At 50.7% G+C, this 21,048-nt stretch carries 16 protein-coding genes; 9 read left to right on the top strand and 7 right to left on the bottom strand.

The window, feature by feature from the left end:
* Window positions 1-25: 25 nt before the first annotated feature.
* Window positions 26-1,234 carry a Gfo/Idh/MocA family protein gene (locus tag DXA36_RS29250; RefSeq protein WP_118682793.1) on the top strand — a complete coding sequence of 403 codons (1,209 nt, stop codon included), beginning with the start codon at window positions 26-28 and terminating at the stop codon, window positions 1,232-1,234.
* Between the two features lie 66 nt (window positions 1,235-1,300).
* A complete protein-coding gene (locus DXA36_RS29245; protein ID WP_147366658.1) occupies window positions 1,301-3,547 on the top strand; it encodes a hypothetical protein in 2,247 nt (748 codons plus the stop codon).
* A 114-nt stretch (window positions 3,548-3,661) separates the two neighbouring features.
* On the opposite strand, the gene DXA36_RS29240 is transcribed toward DXA36_RS29245, so the two are convergent.
* Window positions 3,662-4,717 carry a uroporphyrinogen decarboxylase family protein gene (locus DXA36_RS29240; protein WP_118682791.1) on the bottom strand — a complete coding sequence of 352 codons (1,056 nt, stop codon included), beginning with the start codon at window positions 4,715-4,717 and terminating at the stop codon, window positions 3,662-3,664.
* A 227-nt stretch (window positions 4,718-4,944) separates the two neighbouring features.
* Between DXA36_RS29240 and DXA36_RS29235 the strand changes: the two genes are divergently transcribed.
* The 7 genes from DXA36_RS29235 (at window position 4,945) to DXA36_RS29205 (ending at window position 12,080) form a co-directional block, all read left to right on the top strand.
* A complete protein-coding gene (locus DXA36_RS29235) occupies window positions 4,945-5,841 on the top strand; it encodes an AraC family transcriptional regulator (protein WP_118682790.1) in 897 nt (298 codons plus the stop codon).
* Window positions 5,842-5,870: 29 nt separating this feature from the next.
* Window positions 5,871-6,878 carry a uroporphyrinogen decarboxylase family protein gene (locus DXA36_RS29230; RefSeq protein WP_118682789.1) on the top strand — a complete coding sequence of 336 codons (1,008 nt, stop codon included), beginning with the start codon at window positions 5,871-5,873 and terminating at the stop codon, window positions 6,876-6,878.
* A gap of 17 nt (window positions 6,879-6,895) precedes the next feature.
* Complete coding sequence (locus DXA36_RS29225) at window positions 6,896-7,927, top strand: uroporphyrinogen decarboxylase family protein (protein WP_118682788.1); 1,032 nt, start codon at window positions 6,896-6,898, stop codon at window positions 7,925-7,927.
* A gap of 58 nt (window positions 7,928-7,985) precedes the next feature.
* Entirely contained in the window at window positions 7,986-8,957 is a 972-nt protein-coding gene (locus DXA36_RS29220) for a uroporphyrinogen decarboxylase family protein (protein ID WP_118682787.1), read from the top strand.
* A gap of 177 nt (window positions 8,958-9,134) precedes the next feature.
* On the top strand, window positions 9,135-10,040 hold the full coding sequence (locus tag DXA36_RS29215; protein WP_118682786.1) for a DUF2935 domain-containing protein: 906 nt from the start codon (window positions 9,135-9,137) through the stop codon (window positions 10,038-10,040).
* A 178-nt stretch (window positions 10,041-10,218) separates the two neighbouring features.
* Entirely contained in the window at window positions 10,219-10,830 is a 612-nt protein-coding gene (locus DXA36_RS29210; RefSeq protein ID WP_118682785.1) for a TetR/AcrR family transcriptional regulator, read from the top strand.
* Window positions 10,827-12,080, top strand: a complete 1,254-nt coding sequence (locus tag DXA36_RS29205; RefSeq protein ID WP_118682784.1) for a cation:proton antiporter — start codon at window positions 10,827-10,829, stop codon at window positions 12,078-12,080. Before DXA36_RS29210 ends, DXA36_RS29205 begins: the two co-directional genes overlap by 4 nt.
* 45 nt (window positions 12,081-12,125) lie before the next feature.
* Here the strand turns inward: DXA36_RS29205 and DXA36_RS29200 are convergent, their stop codons facing one another.
* The 6 genes from DXA36_RS29200 to DXA36_RS29175 all read right to left on the bottom strand — a co-directional run bounded on the left by DXA36_RS29200 (window position 12,126) and on the right by DXA36_RS29175 (window position 20,835).
* A complete protein-coding gene (locus DXA36_RS29200) occupies window positions 12,126-13,298 on the bottom strand; it encodes a glycosyl hydrolase family 8 (RefSeq protein ID WP_118682783.1) in 1,173 nt (390 codons plus the stop codon).
* Between the two features lie 113 nt (window positions 13,299-13,411).
* Window positions 13,412-14,335 carry a carbohydrate ABC transporter permease gene (locus DXA36_RS29195; RefSeq protein WP_243114773.1) on the bottom strand — a complete coding sequence of 308 codons (924 nt, stop codon included), beginning with the start codon at window positions 14,333-14,335 and terminating at the stop codon, window positions 13,412-13,414.
* A gap of 15 nt (window positions 14,336-14,350) precedes the next feature.
* Window positions 14,351-15,295, bottom strand: a complete 945-nt coding sequence (locus DXA36_RS29190; RefSeq protein WP_118682782.1) for an ABC transporter permease — start codon at window positions 15,293-15,295, stop codon at window positions 14,351-14,353.
* An 87-nt stretch (window positions 15,296-15,382) separates the two neighbouring features.
* Entirely contained in the window at window positions 15,383-17,098 is a 1,716-nt protein-coding gene (locus DXA36_RS29185; RefSeq protein ID WP_118682781.1) for a sugar ABC transporter substrate-binding protein, read from the bottom strand.
* A 240-nt stretch (window positions 17,099-17,338) separates the two neighbouring features.
* Entirely contained in the window at window positions 17,339-18,952 is a 1,614-nt protein-coding gene (locus tag DXA36_RS29180) for a response regulator transcription factor (RefSeq protein ID WP_118682780.1), read from the bottom strand.
* An 80-nt stretch (window positions 18,953-19,032) separates the two neighbouring features.
* Entirely contained in the window at window positions 19,033-20,835 is a 1,803-nt protein-coding gene (locus tag DXA36_RS29175) for a sensor histidine kinase (protein ID WP_118682779.1), read from the bottom strand.
* Window positions 20,836-21,048: the final 213 nt, after the last annotated feature.

Here is a 21,048-nt window from a genome sequence, read left to right as displayed (position 1 = left end):
TCCGCGATAGGCAGGAGGTATAAAAATGATACGTTTAGGAGTGATAGGTTACGGCGTGCGGGCGGATATGCTGATGGATGAATTGCTGACGCTTCCGGGAGAGGCATGTCTTTGTGCGGTGGCGGACCAAAACCCGGAACGGGTAAAGGCGCTTATGACCAAAAAAGGCAGTAAAGAATTCCTCCATGCCATGGAAATTGATAAGATTGACGGGATGCTGCGCAAGTGTCCCATAGACCCGGAGAGCATCAGGTTTTACCGGACGGCGGAAGAAATGCTGGATGCAGAGGAACTGGATGGTGTGCTGGTGGGGACGAATTGTAACACCCATACGCATTTTGCACAGCTTGTCCTTGAGCGGGGGATACCGCTGTTTCTGGAAAAGCCGGTAGCGGTCAGCAGAAAAGAGGTAGCGCTCCTGGAACGGCTGGCGGATGAGGCGAAGGCCCCTGTAGTGGTTTCCTTCCCCCTGCGGGTTACCCGGATTGTACAGGAAGTCAGGAAAATCATAGATTCCGGTGCCATCGGAAAGGTGGAGCAGGTGCAGGCCTTCAACGATGTATCCTACGGTTTCGTTTATTTCCATGACTGGTACCGGGATGAGTCTGTTTCCCACGGACTGTTTCTGCAGAAGGCCACACACGATATCGATGTCATTAATTACCTTACCGGGGAGAAACCGCTGCGGGTCTGTGCCATGAAATCCAAGCAGATTTACAAGGGGGATATGCCGGCAGGGCTGCGCTGCAGCGAATGTGACAGATGGGAAAGCTGCATGGACAGCACCTATCATATTGAAAAAACCAGAAATGACATACCGCGCAGTGACTACTGTTCCTTTGCCGTGGATACGGGAAACGAAGACAGCGGCAGCCTGATACTGCGGTATGCGTCCGGTATGCACGCCGTCTATTCCCAGAATTTCTTTGCCAGGAAGGGCGCGGCGCGCAGAGGGGCCAGACTTTATGGCTATAAAGGAACGGTGGAATTTGATTTTGTCTCGGATGTAATTACGCTTTATGATCATATGAGTGATCAGGTGACTACTGTCAAAGTGAATACGCCTCCGGCAGGCCATGGCGGCGGTGACAGCGCATTGTGCGGAAATTTCCTGGATCTGATCCGGGGAAACGTGCAAAGATCCGTTGCCCCGCTGGAAGCGGGAATTTCAAGTGTGCGTGTCTGCCTGGCGGCAAAAGAATCCTCGGAAGAGGAAGTTTTTCGAAACGTCTGAAAGGAAATGCAGCTATTCTTTTTTCCTTTTATCTATCGTGGAGGGAAAACAAAGGAGCAGACAATTATGATATGTAATATTGTATATAGGACTTACGAGGGCAGCTGTGCCGTCACTTTGGAGAGAAGGGGCATACAGCCTGGGAAAAACAGTGTTTTTGCGTTCCGTGGGGGAAATTGTAAGGGAAGCCTGGAATGGAAAGCCGGGAAGGGGGGCCTGGAAGGAACCCTTTCCTGCCGTTTTGACGAGGATTGCCCCAGGCCGGTTTCCATAGGTCTGGAATGGGTGGAGGAGGACTGGAACAGGCAGAATTACGTATTCGCCCCGGCAGCTGTCTATGACGGGAACCGGTTTGACAGCAGACCTCTGCCTTACCCGCCTTTCCACCGGGCAGGCCCCGGGGAGATATTTGGCGCCCCTCCTGTCATTACGGATATCCCCCATCTTTCCATGGGCAATGAAAAGTCACGGATACAGCTTTTGTCCGGCGATATGTCCGTACCGGCCATCGGGTTTTATAACAGGCTGAAAAAGGAAGGCTTCCTGTTATTCGGAAAGCACCGGGCGGCAGACCGTTATACCGGCTTTTCCATCCGGGAGGATCCGGAACAAAGAACCTGCAGTTTTACCTTCCAGACGCCCGGTGTGCGGGAAGAAACGGTATATTTCTTTGGAGAAAAAGAGGACGGATCCGGCTTTTTCCCGGATTCCGGGCGGAAATCGGAGGATGAGGGAAGGCTCTTTTTGGCAGGGGAGGAGGCGGAGCTGGATTTTCAGGTACATGTGTTTGCCGCAGACACTTTAACGGCTTATTTCCGCTGCTTCAACAGCCTCCGTTTTTGCAGGGAAACAGGAAGCAGGGAGAATGTCGTGCCTTTTTCGGAGGGCTTTCGGGCAGTGAGGGAAAAATATCTGCGGGATAATTTCCTGGAAGAGGGGGAAAACGGAGAAGGCTATTTCACCGTGGGCACGGATCGATCCGTAATCCAGCAGCACTGGCAGGCCGGCTGGGTGGGAGGCGGCATCAGCAATCTGCCGTTTTTGTTCCTTCGGGAAGAAGAAGGATTTTCCAAAGGGCTTGCAACTTTCCGGTTTATCCTGGATCATCTGCAAAATGAGAAGGGATGGATAAGCGGCATCTATGCAGACGGCATATGCTATGGGGATGCTTTTGTGCTGGATCGGCCGGGAAGTACGCTTCTGGTGAGGAAGGATGCGGATCTGCTGTATTTTCTTTTAAAGGAACTTTTGATTTTGGACGGAAAAGGGCTTTTGCGGCCAAAAGACAAGGAAAAGATTGCGGCCCAGGCGGATGCTTTTGTACGGCTGTTTGACAGATACGGTCAGATAGGCCAGTTTATTAACATAGAAACGGAAGAGATGATAATTGGCAATTCCGCAGGGCCGGCAATCGCCGTGGGAGCGCTGGCCCTGGCATGGGAGATTTTCGGCAAAAAGGAATATCTGGATACCGCCCTGGCGCTGGGAGAATACTATGCCGTAAATTATGTGGAAAAGGGAATCCTCAACGGCGGTCCGGGAGAAATCTGCCAGGCCCCGGACAGTGAGTCGGCCTTCGGCATGTTGGAGGGCTTTGTGCAGCTGTATGAAACGACGGGAGAAGAAACCTGGCTGGCCTGTGCCGAAGCGGCATTTGAAATTGCAGTTACCTGGGTGGTCAGCTATGATTTTGTTTTTCCGGAGGAAAGTGCGGCGGCTGCCAGGAAGGTACATACCCTGGGAACGGTGTTTGCCAATGCCCAGAACAAGCATTCCGCACCGGGGATCTGCACGCTGTCCGGGAACAGCCTCCTGAAGCTGTACCGGTTTACGGGGCAGGCCCGGTACCTGGACTGGCTGGCGGAGATATCCCACAGCCTGCAGCAGTTTGTGTCGCTGCCGGATCGGCCCGTCCATACGCTGGCGGGTACGGATCTGCCGGAGGGGTATATGAATGAGCGGGTGCAGACCAGCGACTGGGAAGGGAAAGAAACGGTGGGCGGCTTTCTGGACGGCTCCAACTGGCCGGAGGTGGCCTGCCTGCTGACCTATGCGGAGGTTCCCGGCATATATATTGATTTTTCCTGCGGGCTGGTACGCTGCTGTGATCATATCCGGTGCCGGATCCTGGAAGCAGGGGAAAAGGCCGTCCGCCTGGAACTGGTGAATCCCACGGCCTATACGGCTGTGGTGACGGTTCTCAGCGATGACATCAGGCAGAGGGAACGGGTAAAACATACTTATTTTTCCATCATGCAAAGAATATGCCTTAAGCCGCAGGAAAAATGCACAACGCTTTTTTCGCGTCCATGAGAAACAACGGATGGCACGCTGCGCGGGTTATCCGTTGTTCAATATCTGTTGTTCCATAAGAAACCGCCCGGGACGTGTGCGCATGCTCCGCCCGGGCGGAAGAGGGAAATCAACTCAGGGCCGGTAGTCGCCCCGGATTTCCCGTACGATTTCAATCATATTTATATAGCCTTCGGCAGGAACATAATCCGGAATGGAATTGCCGCTCCCGAAAGCAAAGCCGCCGTGGCCGCTGCAGACACGGATAACATCGTCGATATATTCCTTCATTTCCTCCCGGGAAGCGCTGCAGACCACATCCAGATCGATGCCGCCGAAATTACCGATACGATCCCCGTAGGATTCCACCCAATAGGGAAAAGGCGCGATCTGATCTTCATTGGAATGCTTGGCGTTGATGCCGCAGGCTATCAAATCTTCCATCACGCTGAAAATACAGCCGCAGGAATGCAGCAGGAAGGGCTTGCCCTTAGCGTGGACCTGTTGAATAACCGGCCGGTACTGCGGGAGAATGTGGGTGCGGATATCCTCCCCGGACAGCAGGGTATTGCTTTTATACCCCAGATCATCCCCAAAGCGCAGCAGGCAGAAGGCATCCCCGAATTCCTCCAGGAAACGCGCCCAGATAAGACGGCTCACCTGCCCGGCTTTTTGGAAAAGCTGTGCATAGAGTTCTTCATCGTCGGCGGAAATATAACACAGATTCTGGTAGCCGGTAAGATCCTGGACAATCTCAAAAACGCCGTTCCCCACGCCGCCCACCGCTTTCATGCCTTCCGGCAAGGCCTGGGCCAGGGCTTTAAAATACCGGCTGTTGTTTTTAAAGTACAGGGCCGGGATATCTTCCCAGGGATAGGCGTCAAAGTCCGCCCGTGTGCGGATTGCCGGGGGGATGCGGCAGTTCCCCAGGGCGCCGCCGCCGGGCAGAACCTGCCCGATGCAGCATTCAAACGGGATCACGTCATAGCCGTAGTCCCGGAAGAACCGGCAGTAATGATGGAAATATTCCCTGATATCCGCCTCGCTGCCGTCATAGAGTGCGGAAAAATCCCTTCCGGTGATCTCCCCGATTTTATCGGCGGAAACGATGTGCTCGTACAGGGGAAGGCGGGCCGCTTCCCTGTTATAGGCTGCATCCACGATATGTCTGTAGTCCGGTTGAAAGTTCATACGAATTACCTCCTGTCTTTATCTGGCTTTACCATAGCAGAATGGGAAGGGAAAGGCGATAGCTTTTTTGCCGGATTGTTCCTTCTTTTTTACATGCGGACAGAGAAGCGGAACAGGAATGGACAGGGAATATAAAATTACCAAAATTCTTAAATTTTTACCAGTGTCAGGAGAGAAAAAAAGATATAGTTTGAGGATAAAAGGTGTATTGAGAAGGAGAGATTCCTATGGCTGATTTTGAGAAAGAGCTGCATGAAGGCATGGAGGTACCGGTGGAGGTTTTCGTACAGGATGCGCCGGGAGGAGATTTGAACGTGCAGGAGCATTGGCATGATTGCCTGGAGTTTCAGTTTGTTCTGGAGGGGAAGGCGGAGCAGATAGTCAATGGGAAACGATATATGACAAAAGAAGGAGATCTGACAGTGATCCTCGGAGGGGATATTCATGCCACCAGAGGCAGAAGGGGACAGCGGATCCGGATACTTGTTTTAAAGTTTATGCCTTCTTTGTTTGAGCGGGGAAGCGGCGGGAAAAAAGACGGAGGCGCGGAAAAGTATGGCAGGTATTTATATTCTTTTTTAAGTAAGCGGGAGGTGGTGCCGGAGCTGACACAGGTACAGCGGGAATATCTGGATACGTTATTTTGCGGGATTGCACGGGAAATGGAAGAAAAACAGGATGGGTATGAGCTGATGATAAAGGGGGAGATTTTCCTGCTTATGGGATATCTGCAGCGGGAGAAAATCCTGGAACCGTACCGGGGCGGATGGCAGCAGGAAGGCCCTTGCGACATGGAGAGGATCCTGCATTTTATGGAAGAAAACTATGATCAGGATATCAGCCTTCGGGAGGTGGCGGACAGCCTGCATATGAATTATTCGTATACTTCCCGGTATTTCAAGAAAACGACAGGACGGAATTTTAAGGAGTATCTGGATTTTATCCGGGTATCGGAGGCCAACCGCCTGCTGGCGGAGGGAAGGAAAAGCATAACGGAGATCTCCATACGCTGCGGCTTTAACGGGCCTCAGGCAATGAACCGTGTATATGGGAAGGTAACGGGGATATCTCCTTCCGGCATGCGCAGGCTTTGTCAGGGAATCGGGGCCGGAAAAGCGATGTGAGCCGGAAAAGAAAGGGATAGGAGAGGATTATGACACCAAGGGAACTGGTTAAAGCCACACTGGAATTCCGTAATGAAACAGGGATCGTGCCCAGGCAGCTGTGGGTTCTGCCCTGGGCGGAGAAAAATTACGGAAAGGAGCTGGAACGGATCCGGGCGCTGTATCCGGATGATTTTGCAGGGCCGCCGGTTATTCTGGATAAGCAGCCGCCGGTTATGGGGGATCCTTATGCGGTGGGCGAGTATGTGGATGAATGGGGCTGTCGCTTCACCAATATCCATGAAGGAGTGATCGGAGAGGTCAAGGAGCCGGTGATTCGTGAGGAGGACTGGTCGGATGCGGGAAAGGTACATATTCCGGAGGAACTGCTCACCTTTGATACGGATGCGGTAAACCGTTTCTGCCGGGAGACGGACCGGTTTGTGATTGCAGGCTGCTGTCCCAGGCCGTTTGAGCAGCTGCAGTTTCTGCGTTCCACACAGGAGCTGTATATGGATCTGATGGATCCGCCTCAGGGGATGCTCGATTTTATGGAAAGGATGCACCGTTTTTACTGTGCCCTTCTGGAAAAATGGGCGCAGACGGAGGTGGATGCCCTGAATTTTATGGATGACTGGGGGAGCCAGAAAAGCCTGCTGATCTCTCCCAAACTGTGGGAAGCCTATTTCAAGCCCATGTACCGGGATTATATCGCCATAGCGAAGAAGTATGGGAAAAAGACATTTATGCATTCCGACGGCTGCATCCTGGATATTTATCCTTCCATGATTGCGCTCGGCCTGGATGCCCTGAATTCCCAGATTTTCTGTATGGGAATTGATAAACTGGCGCAATACCGGGGGCGGATTACCTTCTGGGGAGAAATCGACAGGCAGCATATCCTGCCGGAAGGAACACCCGCACAGGTGGAAGAGGCGGTAAAAGCGGTGAAAGAGAGTCTCTGGGCAGACGGAGGCTGTATCGCCCAGTGTGAATTCGGACCGGGTGCGAAGCCGGAAAATGTAGAAGCGGTATTCCGGGCCTGGAACCGGAAGTAAGCGGGGAAAAGGAATCTATGATAGAGAATCTGACAGCCAGACAGGTGAGGGAAGTGATTGAGGGCCGGGGATGTATTCGGATCCCGGTATTGTATGACCTGTGGATTTATCCGTCCGTTATGGAAAAGGAAACGGCGCAGGTGGAAGCTTTGCTGGAGAAGTACCCCAGGGATGTGCAGGAGGTTTTTCTGCAATTCCCGGATATGTATGATGCCCCGGATAAGGACGGAGATTACCGGTGGGCGGCGGCAGGGGGAAAACACCGCGAGGGCGTGGGCCTGGATGCGGATGTGGTCATTGAGGACTGGGAGGATGCGGAGGAATTTTTCGAAAGGTTCCCTTCGCCGGACTATCCGGGGCTGATACCGGAGTTTCATAAGGATGGAAAACGATATCTGCTGGCCCGGTGGTGGTATCTGTATTTTGAACGGTTATGGTCCCTGCGGGGGATGGAAAACGCCCTCACGGATTTTTACCTGTATCCGGAGGAAGTCCACAGGCTGTTCGGAAAACTGACGGACTTTTATGTAAGGGCTATGGAGAGGGCAAAGGAAGAACTGGACGCGGACGGTTTTTTTGCTTCCGATGATATCGGGACACAGAACAGCCCGTTCTTTTCTCTGGAAATTTTCAGGGAGTTCTTCAAACCCTATTACAAGCGGCTGTGCGATAAGGCCCATGAACTGGGCATGCATTTCTGGCTTCATACCTGCGGCAATGTGGAGCTGTTCCTGGAGGATTTCATAGAAATCGGGCTGGATGTGATCCACCCTATCCAGAAGGGGACAATGGACGAAATGAAAATAGCGGATACCTATGGGGATCGGATTTGCATTCTGGCCGGCTTTGATGTCCAGCAGGCCATTCCCTTCGGCACGCCGGAAGAGGTACGTAAAGAAGTACGCCATCTCATCGACACCTTTTCCCGGGGGCAAGGGAGGTTTATGCTTACGATGGGAAACGGTACCACACCGGACTGGAAAAAAGAGAGCCTGGAGGCTCTTTATGAAGAAACCTGCACCTATGGGTGCAGAAAGCATGAAAAATAAGGAATAAAGAGAAGCAGGCATAAAAGCTTTGCTTCACAAAACTAGGAGGAAAGAATATATGACAAACAGAGAACGTTTTATCCGCACGCTGAAGTGCGAGAAGATCGGAGGACAGGTGCCCACCTTTGAACTGGTCTTTTTTCTGACGATGGAAGCCTTCGGCAAGGTGCATCCTTCCCATCGTTTTTACGAACAGTGGAATCAGATGAGCAGCACGGAAAGAGGACTGCATATAAAAGATATGGCGGATATCTATATCGATACGGCCAGGCGTTTCGGACACAGCGCCATTTTCATCCATCCTAACCCCGGCGATTTGGACAGCACCCAATGGCTTCTGGAGACAATCCGGGAAAAAACAGGGGATGAATATTATATTATGATGCATGGGGATCCCACCTGGGCTATCCCGGACGGCGATTCCATGATGGATTTTGCCGCACAGATGTATGAAGAGCCGGAAGTCCTGAATGAAGAAAGTAAAAAAAGACTGGATGCCAGCGTGGAATTTGCCGCCAGGCTGCATGAACGGGGCCATCTTCTGGACGGCTTCGCCCTGTGCTCGGATTACTGCTTTAATGTAAACCCCTTTTTCAACACGGAGCAGTTTGATGAGCTGATTATCCCTTATCTGAAAGAAGTGATTGCGGAGTACCGGAAGCTGGGATATTATACAATAAAACATACCGACGGTAATATCATGCCTATAGTAAAACAGATGGCCGACTGTAAGCCGGATGCCATCCATTCCCTGGATCCCCAGGGCGGCGTGGATCTGACGGAGGTCCGCAGGATCGTGGGCGACAACATCGCCCTGATCGGAAATGTGAACTGCGGCCTGCTCCAGACCGGAACGGACGAGGAATGCCGGCAGGATGTGCTGCGCGCCCTGCGTCAGGGAATGGAGGCCGGAAAGGGCTATGTGTTTGCCACCTCCAACTGTGTATACACCGGAATGGCCCTGGAACGGTACGAGATGATGCTGGATATCTGGCGGGAGTACGGTAATTACGACAACTATAAATTCTGATGGAGCAAGTATAAAAAATACCCTGCCGAAAGGCGGGGTATTTTTTATGGAATGACGGCAGGAAACGCCGTGCAGACAGCCGGCGGAAGGCCATTCGGCAACGGCGAAGTTTGCGTTAACCTTTTATAAATATTGTCATATTATGTAAAAAGTCCAAAATATAAGGATACGGTAAATATGAAAGATTTTGTGGAAATAGCACTGGAAACCCATCTTTTCTTTGCAAGAATCATGAAAGAACATGCTATATTTCTTCAGGCAGGCTTCCCGTGCAAGAATAAGGAATGGATAAAGAGGGCGGAGTATTACCAGGAAGAGTTCGGGGAAATCCTTAAACAGGTGCTGGAAATCAGTGATGGGAGGGTTGACCGTATGGTTTTAAAATCCCGGGAACTGGTGACGGAATTTACGATTCCTGCAGAAAAGGTAACGCAGCATCTGACCGGTATCCCCATTAACTGCGGCCTGACGGCTTTGGAGGGGAAACTGCGGCCGGGATGCGGCATGGAGGAAGACGAAAAAACAGTAAGGATAGTGGAGCGTATTAACAAAAAGGCGATATGGCTGTTATGCGGTTTCATTGATTTTAAAGAAAATATCCTCGAGGAAGTCAGGGCGGGGAATCTGTTTACCGCGAATTATCCTCTTTTGCTGGAACATATTATCCGGGAAGCGAAGCTTTACTGTTCGATTCTGGAGGATTTGAAAGCGGACGGAGAGATTAGTTGTGACTGCATCCGGGAAAAAGAAGAATTCTGGAATTGTATTATGATGGAGCATGCGCTGTTTATCCGCGGACTGCTGGATCCTTGTGAAGAGAAATTGATCGGGACCGCGGATGATTTTGCGATGCAGTATAAGAAATTGCTTGAGATGGCAAAGAAACAGGATTGCAGGGCAACCGGGGAGCTGACGGAGAAATCATTGGAAGAGACCTTGAAATACAGAAAGTTTAAAGCCGCCGGGACGGAAGGAATACTGGAATGTAAAATTGCATCGATTATTCTGCCGTTGCTTGCGGATCATGTACTCCGTGAAGCCAACCACTATATACGGATACTGGAAAGCAGGGATAGGAAATAGGAATACCGGATTCATGGGCGCTCGTCAGAGCGCCTTTTTCGGTACCGGGAGAAGATGGGGCTGCCGGTCCGGCCTATAGGAGCAAAATTATAAAATAATTATAAAGTGTCCTTTGATGATTGACTGCCTGGTCTGTTTACATTATTATAGACTGAACAGTCCGTAATAGGAGGATGAAATGAAAAAAGAAGAAAAAACCGAGCTGACAAAGGAACGGATCCTGACGGCCGCGATGGAGGAATTCGGGGAAAAAGGGTATGCTGCCGCCGCTTTGAACAATATATGCGCAGCAGGGATCCCGAAAGGGCTGCTTTACCACAATTATGAAAATAAAGACGCTCTTTATCTTGCCTGCGTAAAACGAAGCTTTTCGGATCTCCTGAAATATCTGAAGGAAAAGGGCAGCGATATGGGGCCGCAGGAATATATGGAAGCCCGGCTGCTTTTCTTTCAGGAAAAGGAAAAGGAGGCCCGCCTGTTTTTTGAGGCTCTTTTACAGCCGCCTGCAGCGCTGTCTGAACAGATAGGGGAATGCAGAAGGGAATTTGATGAATGGAACCGGATGCTGTACCGACAGCTGCTTTCCGGGCTGAATCTGCGCAAGGATGTGACCGAAGAGGAGGCGATGGAATATTTTACACTGATGCAGACGATGTTTAACGGTTATTTCAGCAGTCCGGCCTGCAATGGCCTGCCTTTTTCCGATATCGTCAGGGCACATGAGACCAAGCTCTCCGGCTTCCTGGACTATATGCTTTATGGTATTGCAGAAAGGGGGAAAAGAGAATGATGCTTTCGTTGGTGAAAATAACAGCTGTGGTTGCGGCCGCCCTGCTGATAGGGAAGCTGGTTTCACGGCTGAAGCTGCCCTCAATCCTGGGCTGGCTGCTTGCGGGCATGCTGCTGGGGCCTCATGGCCTGAAATGGATGGACAGCGGGATCCTTGACGCCCTGTGGTATCAGAATACCATCCATGTGCTGGAATGCGCCGTCGGCCTGATGATCGGCACGGAGCTGGTCTGGAGCCGTATCCGGAAATCCGGGAAGGCTATTATAATAACCACGCTGACCCAGTCGCTGGGAACCTTCCTTCTGGTTTCCGCCGTATTTGCCGTGCTGTTTTCCCTAAACGGCATATCGGTATATCTGGCTTTTGTATTTGGTGGAATTGCGCTGGCTACAGCTCCGGCACCTGCCCTTTCCATCGTAAAGGAATTCAGAACCGACGGGCCGGTGACCAGAACCCTGATTCCTATGGCCGCCCTGGATGATATGGTGGGGGTAGTGGTATTCTTTACCACCATAGCGATTGTGGCAGGAAACGTGTCTGAGCAAAAGCTGCCTGTTTATATGATCGCAGTGGTGGTGGTGCTTCCTCTGGTAATCGGCGCAGCGGTGGGAGTTCCGGCCGGCTTTCTTCTTCGCAGGGAACGGCCGGAACCGGTCACTCTGATCCTTCTCATCTGCCTGATCGGGGCAACGGCAGCGGCGGGGTATTTGTGCAACACCTTCCTGATGCCGAAACCGATCCTGAATTTTATGCTGATGGGCATGGCGTTTTCCGCCGTGTTTTCCAACATGGTCTCCCAGGAACGCCTGGCACAGATCATGGAAGCTTTCAATCCGATCCTCAGCCTTTCCATGGTGCTTGTTATCCTGAATCTGGGAGCCCCTTTGGACTATCATCTGATTCTGGGGGCGGGCGTATATACTGCGGTTTATATTGCCGCCAGAGCGTGCGGGAAATATTTCGGCGCAAGGCTTGGCGGCAGGATAACGAAATCGCCGGATACCGTAAGGAAGTATCTGGGGCTTACCCTGTTACCCCATTCCGGCGTATCCCTGGTATTTACAGGGATAGCCGTATCCGTGCTTTCCGCGGCAGCGCCGGAAAATGCGGGCATCATTCAGGGAACCATTGCCGCTGCCGCCGTGATTAACGAGGTGATTGCCGTGGTGGCGGCTAAAAAAGGCTTTGAGCTGGCAGGTGAATTCGGCCACGTGAAAGAAACAAAGGCTGACTGCCGCCCTGACAGATAAAAATTGCCAGGACGGCAGATTTGACTATGCACGGAAGGGCCTCTGTTACCAGATCCTGTATTTCCCGCTCAGTGCCAGCAGTGCGAACAGATACAGACAATTGTCATAATACCGTCTGTTTCCTGTGCGCAGAGGCGTATTCCAGAGCTTCATAACGCAGTCTTTCGCATACTTCCCGTCCGAAGCCAGGGAAGCCTGGGCGTTGGTTGCGATGACGGCGACAGGGTGAAGCGCCTTTTTATCCGCCGGCGTGCCGTCTATGAGAAATACACCGTCCTGGTTATCCCGTGCGGACTCATAATAAAAGGTCTGGAGCCTGTCCGCATTTTCCTTTTCCCAGGGGTCACAGGCGAACCACAGGTAATCCAGGCCGATATTGGCAATGGTACGGTACGCGTCACTGTAATACCAGTCATGACGGTCGCTCTGTCCCGGCTGGCTTTTTACAGGGGTTCCATCATATTCCGCGTACTCGGCACATAGCCCGGTTACCGGATGGCAGGCCTTCTTCAGATACTCCCGGCTTGCTGTTGCTGCCTGTTTCCAGAACGCCCGATCCTCTTCGTCCGCCCACAACGCGAACAGCTCATAAAAATGGGGCAGATGGTAGGAAGGATCGGAAAAATCACATTCCGTAATGAATTTAATCAGATGGTTCTGCGGATCCCACATGGGCTTTCCGGTGTCCGGCTGCTCGCCCTTGTGGATGCAGTCATGCAGAAGGCGGCGCGCCTGGGCGGAGTAATTGAAAATCCCTTCCCCGTCGCCCCAGCGGTGGGAAGCGAAGAAGAGTGCCATGGCAAAAAATTCCTCGCCGTCAGGAGCAGGTCCCCAGGCGTTTTTGGTTCCGTCCAGGGCGCAGGACCAGGCAAAATACCCTTCGTTTTGCCGGCTGCCGTGAGGCTCATTTGTTAAAGCCTCAGCATCCATATACATATATGTTTTCGACCATTTCCAAATCCGGTCGAATTCCTCTTTTTTATCCAGCTGGACACACATCATCATACCGTAGGACATGCCCTCGGTGCGGACGTCATTATTTCCGGTATCGGTAAGATAACCCATATCCGTACCGGCTTCGTGGTAAATCCGCTCTTCCTCACTGCCATAGAACATGGTCTGGAAAGCGGCCGTAACCCTTTTTCCGATTTCTTCTTCCGGCAGCCCGTATTCTGCAAATACATTTCTGTAAATTCCTGTTTCAAATGCGCCTGACATAATTATCCCTTCCTCTTTCCTTTCTTTCTCGTAACTGTTCAGTACCCTCACAGTTACTCTTTTTCTTTGATTTATGTAGCGAAATGCTGTTCCTCGGAGTTAATATAATTATTTTACTCCTTCACGCCCCCGATTGTAAGCCCTGTAATAAAGTATCTTTGTAAAAAGGGATACAGGCAGACGATAGGAAGCATGGTTAATATGGTGGCCGCCGCACGTACCGAGGTAGGGGTTACGGCGCTTGCCGCTGTGGCGTTTTTCATGGATTCAGCACTTGCCCCCTGGTTGGTTACCGAAGAGAGCAGCTTCATCAGCTCGTATTGAAGGGTGGTGTACTGGTCACTCATTCTGTTGTACAGCATGGCGTCGAACCAGGAATTCCACTGGCCTACCGCCACAAACAGCGCAACCGTGGCGTATACCGGTTTGCACAGCGGTGAAACAATTTTAAGGAATATCGTCATATAACCCGCGCCGTCCAGCTGGGCGGATTCCTCCAGGCTGTCGGGAATTCCTGTCATATAGGTACGGATGACAAGCATGTTGAAAGCGCTGAGCATACCGGGCACGATATATACCCAGAAGCTGTTGGTCAGGCCCAGACCTTTATAAAGAAGGAACACGGGGATCAGGCCGCCGTTCACATACATAGTAACCACCCAGAACAGGGAAAGCTGGCTTTTGAAGAGGAAGCGTTTCCGGCTGACGATAAAAGCCAGGAGAGCGTTGGCGGCCAGAGCCGTCAGCGTACCGATAATGGTACGGGCCACGGAAACAACGGCGCCGTTTATCAGGTTGTTTTTATGGATTACCGTTTTGTAATTCTGCAGGGTCCATTTCCTGGGGATCAGATAAATGCCGCCGCGCAGGGAATCGATACCGTCGTTTAAGGAGATTGCCAGGGTGTTCAGCACCGGATACAGGGTGATGACTACAAAGGCGATCAGGAACAGGGTATTGATTATGGTAAAAATCTTATCGGATACCGAAGTATTATAGTTTACACTTTTGGATTCTATTTCTTTTTGTTTTGCCATTTTCCGTTCACCTCCTTAGAACAGCCGCTCTTCGCCGGTATGCTTCGCCATCTGGTTTGCAACTACAATCAGTATGATGCTGACCACGCTTTTGAAAATGCCGGCGGCGGTACCAATCGCGTAGTCACCCTGGCTGATGCCCCATTTGAGTACATAGATATCAATGGTCTGGGATACACTTTGCACCAGGCCGTTGCCCAGCAGGTACTGTACTTCAAATCCGGCATTGAGCACATTTCCCACATTCATCAGAAGCAGTATCATGATGGTCGGCTTGATTCCGGGGAAGGTGATGTGCCTGATTTTGGCCCAGCGTCCGGCGCCGTCAATGGATGCTGCTTCATAAAGCGAAGGGTCGATGGCGGTAATGGCGGATAAATAGATAATAGCGTTCCAGCCGGTTTCCTTCCAGACATTGGCAAAAGCAACGATCCACCAGAAATATTTGGGATAGGCAAAGAAGTTCAGCGGCTGATCCAGAATATTGAATTTTAACAGCAGTTCATTAATAATGCCGGTTCCTGAAAGGGCATCGTGGAGAATGCCCGTAACGATGATCCAGGAGAGGAAATGGGGCAGATAAGAGATTGTCTGCACCACCTTTTTGCCGGAACGGGATTTGACCTCGTTCAGTAAAATGGCAAAGGCAATTGCCATAACAAAGGTAAAGACCAGGTTAATGATTCCCATGGCCAGGGTGTTCCGGATAACCCGCAGGAAGGTGGCATCTGAAAACAGCTGCTGGAACTTTGCAAGTCCTACAAACTGGGAATGCAGAAGACCGTCCTTTGGTTTATAATTCTGAAAAGCCATCAGCCAGCCGCCCAGAGGCAGGTAGCAGAAGATGAAGCCATATATTACAAAAACGGCACCCCAGAAAATCAGGACCTTTTGCCGTCTTATTTCTTTCCATGTAATCTGTGTTTTATTTTTGTTTTTTCTTGTTCCCTTTGCTGCCATTTTTACACCTCTTTACTCCTTTACATGCAGCAGGCAGCTGCAATCACTTGACGTAACCGCCGCTGCCTGCAGGCAGTTGCCTGATAATTAATATTCTCCGTTATCCTTTGCCAGCTGGATTCTTCTGTCCAGCTCGGTCTGCATTTCTGAAAGGAAATCTTCCGGCTTGCAGTCGGAGTAAACCTTCAGGTATTCTTCCCATGCGCTTTCAAAATCGGAAGCCATAACTACCTTGGGGAGATATTCGTGCTTGATTTCGCCCATCTTCGTCCAGGCTGTGCCGCCGGGAGTGGAGGTGGTCATGGTATTGCTGTAGGAGTACATAGGATACCAGGGGCCGGGAGGGGTATTGGTTCCAAGCATTTCCACATAAGTAGAGCAGCCGTATGCTTGCAGACATTCTCTTACATCCTCCTGTAAGCCGTCCAGGAACTCCTGGGGCTGTTCGGCAGGGGTGGCGGCGTTAATGCCGTCCTGGCTCATGCCGCTGTAGTTGGGGAAGTAGGAATACGTACATAAGTGGGACGCTTTGTAAGCGGGATCGGACGCGTTGACACGCATTTCTTCTGTTTTGGAAAACAGGCCGTTTTCGTCCGCATTATAATCCACGCCTTCCATACCCCAGTTGCGCAGGGTAAGCACTTCAGGGCTTAAAAGGTCATTGATGAACTGCAGTGCACCTTCCACATCCTTGCAGCTTGTGGTAATGCCAAGTCCGTTGGATACATTCAGGGCGCCGTCAGAGGTATGCCACATGTTTTTGATATCTTCCGAGATTGTGATGGGCAGCGGAACATAGTCACAGCCCTGTTTGTCAAGACCCTGCTGCTTCAAGGAATCGTTGACGCTATAAGCGAAATTCCACCACTGGTCAATCATTCCCAGCACGCGGCCGGTGGAAAGTTTGGCGATATATTCATCATAGGTCTGTGTGAAGGATTCCGGATCCACAATGCCCTTCTGGAATTCTTCGTTCAGCTTCTGGAAATATCTTTTTGCAGTGGGAGTGGTGTTGTAGTCCACAATTTTCAGGGTTTCCGTATCCACGATAACGGAGCCGTCATTGGGATGGCCATCAAGGAACTGCGGTGCATTTTCCAGACAGAAGTATCTCCAGTCATCACAGAGGATGGTATAGGGGATGTTGTCAGTGCCGTCCTCCATGGTGGGATTGGCTTCATTGTAACGTTCAATCAGGTCAAAGTACTGATCCATGGTTTTGATTTCAGGATATTCCGCCCATTTAAGAACGCGGGTCTGGATCCAGAAGGCCTCATCACTGTGTACGGCGCTCATGTCCTTTTCCCAGATATTGCCGAACTGGGGAATCCAGTAAATTTTGCCGTCATCCTGGCGTACCTTATCCCATTCTGCATCGGAATAGAAATTCTTGATATTGGGGTATTTGTCCAGGTAATCATCCAGGGCAACCAGGGCGCCCGCTTCGTACAGCTGAATCTGTCCGTCGCTGCCGTCTATGAAATCGGGATATTCGCCGCCGGCAATCATGGTTCCCACGGCTTCCTGAGCGGTCTGGCCTGTCAGCCAGGTTTCTTTTACCCTGGCACCGGTGATTTTTGCTATTTCAGCCTGTATTTCATTATCATCATTGATTTCCGTGCCCGGTACTGCAAAAAATGCGGTAAATTCCTTTACGGTCCCGTCATCTGCCGCAGATCCTTCGGTCCCGGAAGCGGTACCAGCGGGTGATGTGCCGGTATCCGCGCTGTTCCCGCAGCCTGCCAAAAGGGAAACGGACAGGGCAGCAGTTAAAAGGAGCGCTGTCAGTTGATTCTTCTTCATATATAATCCTCCTGTTATTTTTAATTCCTGTTGCGTATTGCAGTTGTTAATATGTATACCCGGGTAACTGCTTATATATTAATTCTATACCAAATGAACAAAAGAACAACCGGATAAAATGCATAAAAAACCCGGGCAAATTATAGTTGCACAAAAGAACGGTAATTTGTCCGGATTTTTTAAAAGAACAGCCCTGTCACAGCCTTGACGGCCGGATATTCCGATGCTTCTACGGGGGATTTACTCCCGGCTCTTCCTGCGGAATCTGGAGGGCGTGCAGCCTTTTAAGGCGATAAATTTATTGATGAAATAATCCAGGTCATGATACCCCACCTTTTCCATGATTTCATAATTTTTCAAATCCGTATGAAGAAGAAGGGAGGCCGCCATATCAATCCTGTAATTGTTCAGATAGTCCTTGAAGGATACGCCGCAGGTTTTCCGGAACAGCTGTCCCAGGTAGGCGCTGTTGATAAAATATTTCTGCCCCAGATCCTTCAGGGTCAGATTTTCCGCATAATGCTCCTTGATATACTGTTCCACGTCGCCCATGACGCTTCCCCGGATATTTTTGCCGCGAAGCTGGGAGAGATAATCCGCATATTCCTCGGCAAAACGTTTCAGATGCATACGGCTGCCACGCATCGTGCCGGAATCAAAGGCGTTCCCGTTGATAAATTCCAGAATTTCCTCCTGGTTTACGTTGGTATCCTGGGCCTGCGCCATGTGTACAAGCTGAAACAGAAGATAATCTATATTCAGGCTGACCAGTTTGGCATCCAGGCTGTTCCGGTTGATATCCTCGTATAGCTGCTCCACAAGCGCAGGGATACGTTCTTTGTCATTCTGTTCCACCGCCTGGATCAGCTCGTCCAGACTGGATTTACACAGCAAAGTCCTTTCCTCTGCGTGTTCCTGTTCTTCGTACCAGGAAATACGCTGCCCCATGCCTTCCACATGGAAATTCTGGAAGGAGCGGGCAATGTTGGCTGTCCGGTACGATTCCGACAAAAGGCTGATGTCCTCCACCTTGTTGCCCACAAACATGACTACGGGGTATTTTGTCGTACGCTGGATGCTTTCCAGGAAATGATCCAGATATTCCTGTTCATCCATGCCTGCTTCCCGGGCCATATAATCACAGTATATGAGGCCGATATCATAATCCTTTTCATTGCTTGATACATCAAAAATACAGTGCCAGCCGTCCTCATCCAGAAGGTCAAGACAGTACTGGTATACAAGGCGCTGCAGCTGTCTTTTATCTTCCGCCGTATGCAAAGGAAGCCGCCCCGTTTCTTCCTCCCCTCGATCGTCGATTTCAATGTCAATATAGCGGATACCGCCTTCCGTGCGCATTTTACTTTTTACCTGCTCCAGATTCAGCTGATCATATTTCCCGCAGATCAGGGCGATAAGATTTCTGGCAAAGTAGGCTTTTTCCTGTAAAGCCACTTCCTCCCGGCGCTGCCGGGACTTTGTGCTGTCGGCCTTTACCTTGTCCAGCACATGCTGCAGTTCCGTCTGGCGCACCGGCTTCAGGATATAATCCATACAGCTGTACTGAATTGCTTTTCTGGCGTATTCAAAATCACTGTACCCGCTGAGAATAATAAAATAGGCATCGGATATATGCTGCGTCCTTATTTTTTCCAGAAGCTCTATGCCTGTCATTGACGGCATTTTGATATCTGCTATAATCAGATCCACCTTTGTTTTTTCCAGAAATGCGAGGGCTTCCCGGCCGTTTGCAGCGGTGCCTGCGATTACAAAGCCCTCTTTTTCCCAATCAATCAGCATGGAAAGACCCTGCAGAATGAAAGGTTCGTCATCTACCAATAAAACCTGAAGCATATATGTTCCCTCCCTTTTACAGCCATTCAGGCAGGGGGATTCCCCCTCTGCCGGTGCTGTATTTTTAAACGCCTCTGTTTTCAGGTGCCGGTCCGCAGTTTCTCTTCCGGAATAATGATTGTCACAATGGTTCCGGAAGCTTCCTCGCTTTCCAACTGGAATTTTACCGTATTTTCCGTTGCCATGCGCAGACGGAGACAGGCATTGAGGATTCCGACACTGCTCTTTTCCTTCAGAAGCTGCATGCTTGCATTTTCCATTTTCTGCTGAAGATCAGCAAGCAGAACGGCGCTCATCCCGTGTCCGGTATCTTCGATTTCCATAGAAAGGAAGCCGTCCCGGCTGCTGCACCTGACGAAAATCCAGCCGGGGGCCGTTTTATTTTCCAGCCCGTGCACACAGGCGTTCTCAACGAAGGTTACCAGGGTCAGTTTGGGCACATAGCAGCAAAGGCAGTCTTCTTCGGCTTCGATTTTGTAGGACAGCCTGTCACCGAACCTGTATTTCTGCAGCTCCAGATAGGCTTCCACGAACTGCAGCTCCTTCCGGATGCTTATGCTGTCTGTGCCCCAGTCAACATATTGCCGCTCCATCAGGGCCAGACGCTCCACCATCCCGGCGGTTTCCTCTTCTTTTTTGATCAGGCTGTGCATCCGGATGCTTTCCAGGGCATTGAAGAGAAAATGGGGATTAATCTGGCTGTGCAGAGCCAGAAGCTCCGCATTCTGCCTTGCAATATCCATTTCCTGCTCCTTCAGCCTGTCCTTGTAGACGGTCTGGATCAGATCATTTATGCGTCCGGCCATATGATTATAGCTGGCCATAAGCACACCGATCTCGTCCTTCCCCCGGACTGCGGGAAGCTCGGTCAGCTCATCCACATCCCCTTTTTCAAAAGCGGTTCCCAGTTCTCTCAGGCGGGAAGTGAAGGAGCGGTTGATACCCATCATCAAAAGTGCGGGAAGCAGCAGGTTAACAAAAACCAGAAAAAGCAGCAGTCCCGAATTGCTGCGGATGATTGCGAGTGCATTCAGTTCCTCTTTCATTATGTAAATATTCCAGACCCTTCCGTAAACATTCATGTCCCTGGAATACCCCACCTGTTTATACATGGATGGCTGAAATGTCTCATAAGGCTTACCCATGCCGCCGTGTCCGTCATTGGAAAAAAGAATCGTGTTGTTATCACAGATATATACAAGAAAGCGATACTTGGCACGGAGGATGCTCTGCGACATACCGCTGTAATCCATGTCCATTTTCACAAGATTAGGCCCGCTTCCCTTATGATAATAATCCATCCGGCGGATAATGGAAATTTTCCGCTGGGTGGAGGTGAAAGTGTTTTCATAATAGGGATAAGCCAGGATGTCATTGCCGGAGGCTGTGAAATCCTGATACCACTGCTTGTCCCTGACGCTGTCCAGCTTCCAGAAGCTGCCGCCGTTTATGATTCCCGGATTATCGGCATACATGGTGATATTGTAATTACTGGTGCCGACGCTTGCTTCATAGAGGGAATCCTTCAGAAAATCCCGATAGCTTTCAAAATAAGCAAGGGGGGAAGCATATTCCGCCTCCATAAACTCATTAATGTATTTATTACTGTATATATTCAGGGAAAGATTGGCTGCGTTATCCATCCTGTTGATTAAAGTATAATGAATGGCCTCTGCGATGTTCTCCATCTCATGCTGGCTGGAACTTTGCTCCGCCTTAATTACCAGGGAAAAAATAATGCTGTCCGTAAGGATCAAAGGCAGCAGGACGCAGCAGATATACAGAAGCATCAGCTTCCGGGACAACGGCAGATTATCTAAGGTTTTTCCCGGAGGAAGATACTGCTTAACCTTATCGGATAGTTGTTTGATTTTGTTCCGCATGTTATCCCTCCCCGCCCGGCTTTCCTGTAAAACGTTTTACAAATTGTAACATATCCGTTCACGGGATACAAGGCCGGGAACGAATCGGGGGGCAGATAAAAAGTTTGGCGTCCCCCGGCCCTGCTTCCCCGTGCGGCCAGCTGCCCTGCAAGGAACCTTGCAGGGGACGCTTCCGCTCGGATAATCACGCAGCGGTACTAAGGCTGCAAAGGA

The organism is Eisenbergiella sp. OF01-20, from assembly GCF_003478085.1.
Classification (GTDB): Bacteria; Bacillota; Clostridia; order Lachnospirales; family Lachnospiraceae; genus Eisenbergiella.
Note: the sequence above shows the minus strand (reverse complement) of the source record. Positions and strands in the feature narration are given on the sequence as shown.